This window comes from Phaeovulum sp. (genome assembly GCF_047638075.1).
In the GTDB taxonomy this organism is placed as follows: domain Bacteria; phylum Pseudomonadota; class Alphaproteobacteria; order Rhodobacterales; family Rhodobacteraceae; genus UBA6197.
In genome coordinates, this window is the sequence record NZ_JBLJBV010000106.1 from 1 (window position 1) to 7034 (window position 7034).

Consider the following 7034-nt stretch of genomic DNA (forward strand, 5'->3'; position numbering starts at 1 on the left):
AAGCTGCCGCCCAATTACGCGCGCGCCGATGCGATGCTGACCAAGGCAAAGCGGTTCCTGCCCGGTCTGAAAACCTCGGGTGGCAAGCAGTGGATGGGTTTTCGCCCGTCGCTACCTGACAGCCTGCCCGCGCTTGGCCCCCTGCCCGGCCGCCCCGATGTGATCTGCGCCTTTGGTCACGGCCACCTTGGTCTGACGCAATCCGCCGGCACTGCCGAAATCACCGCCGATCTGCTGACCGGGAAAACACCGGCCATCGACCTGCTGCCGTTCTCTCCCGCACGTTTTTGAGGCAATCATGACGCAATACACCTTCCCCTGCATCGACGGCCACACCTGTGGCAACCCGGTCCGGCTTGTCACCGGCGGCGCGCCCATGTTGCAAGGGGCAACCATGCTGGAAAAGCGCGCGCATTTTCTGGCTGAATATGACTGGATCCGCACCGGCCTGATGTTTGAGCCGCGCGGTCATGACCAGATGTCAGGCGCCATCCTGTTTCCGCCCACCCGCGAGGATTGCGACGTGGCGGTGCTGTTCATTGAAACCTCGGGCTGCCTGCCGATGTGTGGCCATGGCACCATCGGCACGGTCACCATTGCGCTTGAAAACGGCCTGATCCGCCCCCAGACCCCCGGCACCCTGCGCATTGACACCCCCGCAGGCCGGGTTGATGTGACCTACCGCCAGGAGGGCCGCTTTATCGAAGAGGTCCGCCTGACCAACGTTCCCGGCTTTTTGCATTCCGAAGGGCTGACCGCCGAGGTCGAGGGGATGGGCGAGGTCGTGGTTGACGTGGCCTATGGCGGCAATTTCTACGCCATCGTTGATGCACAAAAGAACTTCCGCGACATGGCCGATTATTCGGCGGGCGAGCTGGTGCATCTGGGCCGCAAGCTGCGCGATGCGCTGAATGAGAAATACGAATTCATCCACCCTGAAAAGCCCGCCATCTGCGGCCTGTCGCATATTTTGTGGACGGGCGCCCCGCGCGATCCGCAGGCGCATGGCCGCAATGCGGTGCTTTACGGTGACAAGGCGATCGACCGTTCGCCCTGCGGCACCGGCACGTCTTCGCGCATGGCGCAACTGGTGGCCAAGGGCAAACTGGCCGTCGGGGACGAGTTTGTGCACGAATCCATCATCGGCTCACTGTTCAAGGGCCGGGTTGAGGCGGCGGCGAGTGTTGGCGGCAAACCCGCGATCATCCCCTCGATCGCCGGCTGGGCGCGGGTCACGGGCATCAACACCATTTTCATCGACGATCGCGACCCCTTTGCCCATGGGTTCGTGGTCAAATAAAGCGGGGGCGGTATGGCGCAAAGCATCATCAGCGGCCAGACGCACGGCCCGATTCTAGCCTCGTCCGAGGGGCTGAGCTTTTGGGGCGGGGTCGATCCGGCCACGGGCATCGTGATCGACGCCCACCATCCGCTTCATGGCCAGTCCCTTGCGGGCAAGCTGCTGCTGATGCCGACCAGTCGCGGTTCGTGTACCGGCAGCGGCGTGCTGCTGGAGCTGATCCAGAACGGCCACGCCCCTGCCGCGCTGATCTTTCGCGAGGCGGAAGACGTGCTGACGCTGGGGGCCCTGGTGGCGCAGCGCCTGTTTGGCATGGTGGTGCCGGTGGTCCGGCTGGGGCCCGCAGACTTTGCGGCGCTGTCAGGTGCCGCCTCGGCAACCCTTTCGGAAACCGGCATCACGGCACCGGGCCTGTCGCTGCCGCTGACCCCGCTTGCGGTGACGAAGTTGGACCTGTCGGATGCTGACCGCGCGATGTTGGCCGGGGATGAAGGTGCTGCGCCGCAAATGGCCATGCAGATCATCTGTACGATGGCCGCACTGCAAGGCGCCGCTACGTTGATCGACGTGACACAGGTTCATATCGACGGCTGCATCTACGCCAGCCCCGCCAATCTGCGCTTTGCGCGGTTGGTCGCGGATATGGGCGCAAAGGTCCGGGTGCCCACCACGATGAACGCGATTTCTGTCGATCATGCCAACTGGCGCGCGCAGGGCGTGCCGCCGGATTTTGGACTGCCCGCCAGCCGCCTTGCCGATGCCTATGTGCAAATGGGGGCAAGACCCAGCTTTACCTGCGCGCCCTACCTGCTGGACACGACGCCGAAAGCCGGGGAAATGATCGCATGGGCAGAATCGAACGCGGTGGTTTACGCCAATACCGTATTGGCGGCGCGCACCGTGAAACACCCCGATTTCCTTGATCTTTGCATTGCGCTTACGGGCCGCGCACCGCTGTCGGGGGTCTATCTTGATAAACACCGCGCCGCGCGCCGGATCATCAGGATCACGCCGCCCGCCACACATGATGACGCGCTTTGGCCAATGCTGGGCTATCTGGCGGGCCAGCTTGCGCCGGACCGGATACCGCTGTTGACCGGGCTAGAGCATCTGACCCCGACCGAGGATGACCTGAAAGCGATGTGCGCCGCGTTTGGCACGACCTCGGCCGCGCCGATGCTGCATGTTGCGGGCATCACGCCCGAAGCGGGCATGATCGCCCCTGATGCCGATACCGTCACCGCTACCCCCGCCGATCTGGCGCAGATCTGGCAGCAGCTGAACCCCGGCCCGACCCAGATTGATCTGGTTGCTTTTGGCAGTCCGCATTTTTCACTGGCGGAATGTCGTGCGCTGGCCGATCTGCTGGATGGGCATCACCGCCACGCCGATACGGCCGTGATCGTCACCACCGGCCACGACACGCTTGCCGCCGCGCGCGCCGAAGGTATCATCGCCCGGCTGGAAGCTGCGGGGGTGCAGATCGTGCCGGATATCTGCTGGTGTTCGATCACCGAGCCGGTCTTTCCGCCTTCGGCCAAAACCCTGATGACCAATTCCGGCAAATACGCCCACTACGCGCCCGGCCTTTGCGGGCGCGAGGTTCGCTTTGGCAGTCTGGCTGAATGCGCGTTGGCCGCGCGCACCGGCACCGCCGCCAACACGCCGCCAAGCTGGCTGCTTTAACCCCCCTCGCCCGACCGGAGGCCCCCGATGCGTAGCACAAAAACCATTCACGTCATTTCTGCCCATGCCGAAGGCGAGGTTGGCGATGTCATCGTTGGCGGCGTCACGCCGCCGCCGGGTGATACGATCTGGGCGCAAAGCCGGTGGATCGCCAAGGATCAGACCCTGCGCAATTTCGTGCTGAATGAACCGCGCGGCGGCGTGTTTCGGCACGTCAACCTGCTGGTGCCGCCCAAAGACCCGCGTGCCGACGCCGCCTTCATCATCATGGAGCCCGAAGATACGCCGCCGATGTCTGGCTCCAACTCGATCTGCGTCTCGACGGTGTTGCTGGATGGCGGCATCATCCCGATGCAAGAACCGATAACCGAAATGGTGCTGGAGGCCCCCGGCGGGCTGGTCAAGGTCCGCGCTGAATGCCGCAACGGCAAGGCCGAACGGATTTTCGTGCAAAACCTGCCCAGCTTTGCCGCCCGGTTGGACGCCAAGCTAGAGGTCGAGGGTCTGGGCACGCTAAACGTTGATACCGCTTACGGCGGCGACAGTTTCGTGATCGTCGACGCCGCCGCCGTGGGGCTGAACCTTGCGGCAGACGAGGCACGCGACATTGCCCGCATGGGGGTGCGGATCACCAATGCCGCCAATGCATCATTGGGTTTTCACCACCCCGAAAACCCGGATTGGAAACATATTTCCTTTTGCCTCTTTGCCGGCCCGGTCACGCGCGAAGGCAATGCGCTGCAAGCGGGCGCTGCGGTGGCCATCCAGCCCGGCAAGGTGGATCGCTCGCCCACCGGAACGGCGTTGTCGGCCCGTATGGCGGTGCTGCATGCGCGCGGTCAGATGGGCCTGAACGACAGTCTGACGGCCGTATCACTGATTGGCTCTACCTTTACCGGGCGCATTGTGGGCCAGACCACGGTTGGCGGCAAGCCCGCGATCCTGCCCGAGATTTCGGGGCGTGGCTGGATCACCGGCATCCATCAGCACATGCTGGACCCGTCAGACCCCTGGCCCGAAGGCTACCGCCTTTCTGACACCTGGGGCGTCTGAACCGCCCCCTCGGACGCGCCGCCACCCGAACCCGCGCAAGGCGGTTGCGGGGCGGCGCGATTGACCCTTAGGGAAAGCGGATCGCCAGAATCTCCAGATCAATGGCGCCGGTCGGCCGGGGCCATTCGACCGTATCGCCAACGCCCGCCCCCATCAGCGCAACGGCCAGCGGCGAAAATGGTGCGATCAGGCCGCGCGCGGGGTCTGCCTCATCTTCGCCGACGATACGGTAAATGTGTTCATCGTCATTCTCGTCAATCATCCGGATCTCTGCCCCAAAGGAAACAATGCCGGGCGTGTGGGTCGCCGGGTCAACCGGAATGGCGCGATTGATCCGTTCCTGAAAAAACCGAATATCGCGCTGCGCGACGGCCACGGCAAGGCGGTTCGCGGTTTCATCGCCTTGCGCGCGCAGATCGGCCAAATGCGCGCGCAGCACCGACAGCCTGTCGTACAGCGCCTGCAAACCTTCACTGGTGACATAATTGGGATGCGGGCTTTGCGGCAGATCATCTAGCCGTTCGTTTTCCGGGCCGTCATCCTCTTTGGTGAATGCTTTGCTCATGACTTTCCTTGTCTATTTACAGTGACTTTGGGCCAGAGCCCCCCTTACTGCAAGGGACGGGCAGCACGCGGGCCACTGGCAGCGGGGCACCCATAAAAATCCGGGAACCTTTTTCACCTTCGTGCATCCAATGTTTCAGACGCGCCAGAAACGGCCCGCCCATAACTGCAAAACAGGAGTATGATATGAAACGCTTTATTGCCACCCTTGCGGCCTTTGCCGCTTTTTCTGCCCCCGCGGCCTTTGCACAAGGTGCTGCGGATGCCGTTGCCACCAACCCGCCGACCGCCCCCTATCAAAAGGTCAGCGATCTGGTTGCCCTGCCCGATTTCATTCCCGGCATGGGCCAGCTTTTTGTTGACCCGGCAACCCTGCCTGCAGGCCCGTTTGTCGCCTACGATCATGACGGGCGGCTGGTCAGCACCATCTACATGATCCCGATCGCTGATCTTAACCCGGACAAGAGCTTTGACAACCTGGCCGTTCCCGGTGGCACGGTCGATCATACGGATATCTACTACAACGCCGGCCATCCGGGCGTGGCCGAGCCACATATCCATATCGTGCTGTGGCATGTGCCCGCCGCCGATGAAACCAGCGTGGCCGAATAGGATGCGCCGCCGATCTTTTCTGTGGGGCGGTGGCAGCGTGGCTGCCGCCCTCACGCTCGCGCCCCGGCTTGCGCTAGGCAGCACGGTGGTCGAGATTACGATGGCGGGGCGCGCTGACGGCTCAAAGGTCTGGTTCGACCCCTATGGGGTGTTGATCGCACCCGGTCAGACAGTGCGGTGGACCAACCGGGACAAGGTCAACAGCCATACCGCCACCGCCTACCACCCCGACACCTTTAACCGCCCCCGCCGCATACCCAAAGGGGCCGCCCCCTTTGACAGCGACTATCTGTTGCCGGGCGACAGCTACGAGGTCACCTTCGATATTGCGGGCGTTTACGATTACTACTGCGTCCCGCATGAAATGTCGGGTATGGTGGGGCGTATCATCGTGGCCGAACCGGGACAGACCGGGTTCGCGGACTATGACAGCGGCGATCTGCCTAAGGCGGCACTGGACAGGATGCCCACCATCGCAGACATCCTTGCCCGGCATGCGCTGCACCATAAGGAGGGGTGACATGCAGTCAAAGCCTCTGGCGTCGACAACGGCATATAGCGATCTGCCTGAGGCTGACCTCGTGGCCCAAGCCCGCGTCGGCAACAATCTGGCTATCCGCGAACTTATCCGGCGGTGCAACCAACGCCTGTTTCGGGTCGCGCGCGGTATTGTGAAAAACGACGCCGAAGCCGAGGATGTGGTTCAGGCGGCCTATGTTGCGGCGTTCACCAAACTGGAAACGTTCCGCGGCGAGGCCGCCTTTGCAACCTGGGTTACCCGTATCACGATGAACGAGGCCTTTGGCCGCCGGCGAAGCCATCACAGTCAGGCCAGGATCGTTGATCTGGCCGAATATCGCGAAAAGGCCCTGAACGCCCCTGAGGGAGGCATGCACGACCCGATGACGCCCACACCCCCCACCCCGGAATCCGAGCTGGCACGCGCCGAAGCCCGCAAATTTCTTGAACAGGCGATCGACACACTGCCCGACCCCCTACGCGTGACTTATATAATGCGTGATGTTCAGGAACTAACCACCCGCGAGGTTGCAGACCTGCTGGACATCAGTGCCGTCACCGTAAAAACCCGCATCTTTCGCGCGCGTCGGCTTTTACGCGCCAAAATCCAGAAAGGCATGGCCAGGAAGTTTTCCGATATCTTCCCGTTTGACGGCCAACGTTGCGTAGAAATGGCTGATCGTGTCATCGCAACCCTGGCTGCAAGACGCCTGGAACAGGACCCGTAGACGATAGGCAAGGCCCACAGCCCGACAGGGCTGCGGCATGATTCACACCAAGCATAATTTTCGTAGCCACATTGTTGCGTTAATATTGATATATGTCGAATTATTCAGCGCCAATCATAAACTTCACCATGCATTCTTGCTTGAACCGCCATAAATACGGGCAAGTTTGCCAAAAAATTTCAATCAGTTCCGCTATAATCCCTCAACAGGAGATCAAGGCGCTTGTCAGGGGGGAACGCGGCATGAAGGTCATCGTATTGGGTGCGGGCGTAGTTGGCGTCACATCGGCATGGTATCTGGCCCAGGCGGGCCACGAGGTAACCGTGATCGACCGCAATGAAAATGTCGCGCTGGACACAAGCTTTGCCAATGCCGGCCAAATCTCGCCCGGTTATTCGGCGCCCTGGGCCGCGCCGGGGATTCCGCTCAAGGCGCTGAAATGGCTATTCATGAAACACGCGCCGCTGATCGTGCAGCCGCGCCCTGATTTGGCCAAGCTGGAGTGGATGGCGCGGATGCTGCGCAACTGCACCTCGGCACGTTATGCGGTGAACAAGGGGCGGATGGTCCGG

General features: G+C 62.3%; 9 protein-coding genes. 8 read left to right on the forward strand and 1 reads right to left on the reverse strand.

Features of this window, described 5'->3' with window-relative positions; translation table 11 throughout:
* From ACM62R_RS15605 to ACM62R_RS15620, 4 genes are all read left to right on the forward strand, one after another.
* The coding region (locus ACM62R_RS15605) for an NAD(P)/FAD-dependent oxidoreductase (protein ID WP_415184968.1) at positions 1-291 on the forward strand (291 nt) is incomplete at its 5' end.
* A 7-nt stretch (positions 292-298) separates the two neighbouring features.
* On the forward strand, positions 299-1300 hold the full coding sequence (locus ACM62R_RS15610; RefSeq protein WP_415184969.1) for a 4-hydroxyproline epimerase: 1002 nt from the start codon (positions 299-301) through the stop codon (positions 1298-1300).
* A gap of 12 nt (positions 1301-1312) precedes the next feature.
* Entirely contained in the window at positions 1313-2986 is a 1674-nt protein-coding gene (locus tag ACM62R_RS15615) for an aconitase X (RefSeq protein ID WP_415184970.1), read from the forward strand.
* Between the two features lie 27 nt (positions 2987-3013).
* Positions 3014-4039, forward strand: a complete 1026-nt coding sequence (locus tag ACM62R_RS15620) for a trans-3-hydroxy-L-proline dehydratase (RefSeq protein WP_415184971.1) — start codon at positions 3014-3016, stop codon at positions 4037-4039.
* A gap of 67 nt (positions 4040-4106) precedes the next feature.
* On the opposite strand, the gene ACM62R_RS15625 is transcribed toward ACM62R_RS15620, so the two are convergent.
* The gene (locus ACM62R_RS15625; RefSeq protein WP_415184972.1) at positions 4107-4604 is read right to left on the reverse strand and encodes a GreA/GreB family elongation factor; all 498 of its coding nucleotides are present in this window, start codon (positions 4602-4604) and stop codon (positions 4107-4109) included.
* Between the two features lie 185 nt (positions 4605-4789).
* On the opposite strand from ACM62R_RS15625, the gene ACM62R_RS15630 reads away from it, so the two are divergent.
* The 4 genes from ACM62R_RS15630 to ACM62R_RS15645 form a co-directional block, all read left to right on the forward strand.
* Positions 4790-5215: a DUF5602 domain-containing protein gene (locus tag ACM62R_RS15630; protein WP_415184973.1), complete on the forward strand. Its 426-nt coding sequence runs from the start codon at positions 4790-4792 to the stop codon at positions 5213-5215.
* Between the two features lie 37 nt (positions 5216-5252).
* Complete coding sequence (locus tag ACM62R_RS15635) at positions 5253-5735, forward strand: plastocyanin/azurin family copper-binding protein (protein WP_415184974.1); 483 nt, start codon at positions 5253-5255, stop codon at positions 5733-5735.
* A 1-nt stretch (position 5736) separates the two neighbouring features.
* Positions 5737-6462: an RNA polymerase sigma factor gene (locus tag ACM62R_RS15640; RefSeq protein WP_415184975.1), complete on the forward strand. Its 726-nt coding sequence runs from the start codon at positions 5737-5739 to the stop codon at positions 6460-6462.
* Positions 6463-6590: 128 nt separating this feature from the next.
* The coding region (locus ACM62R_RS15645; RefSeq protein ID WP_415184976.1) for an FAD-dependent oxidoreductase at positions 6591-7034 on the forward strand (444 nt) is incomplete at its 3' end.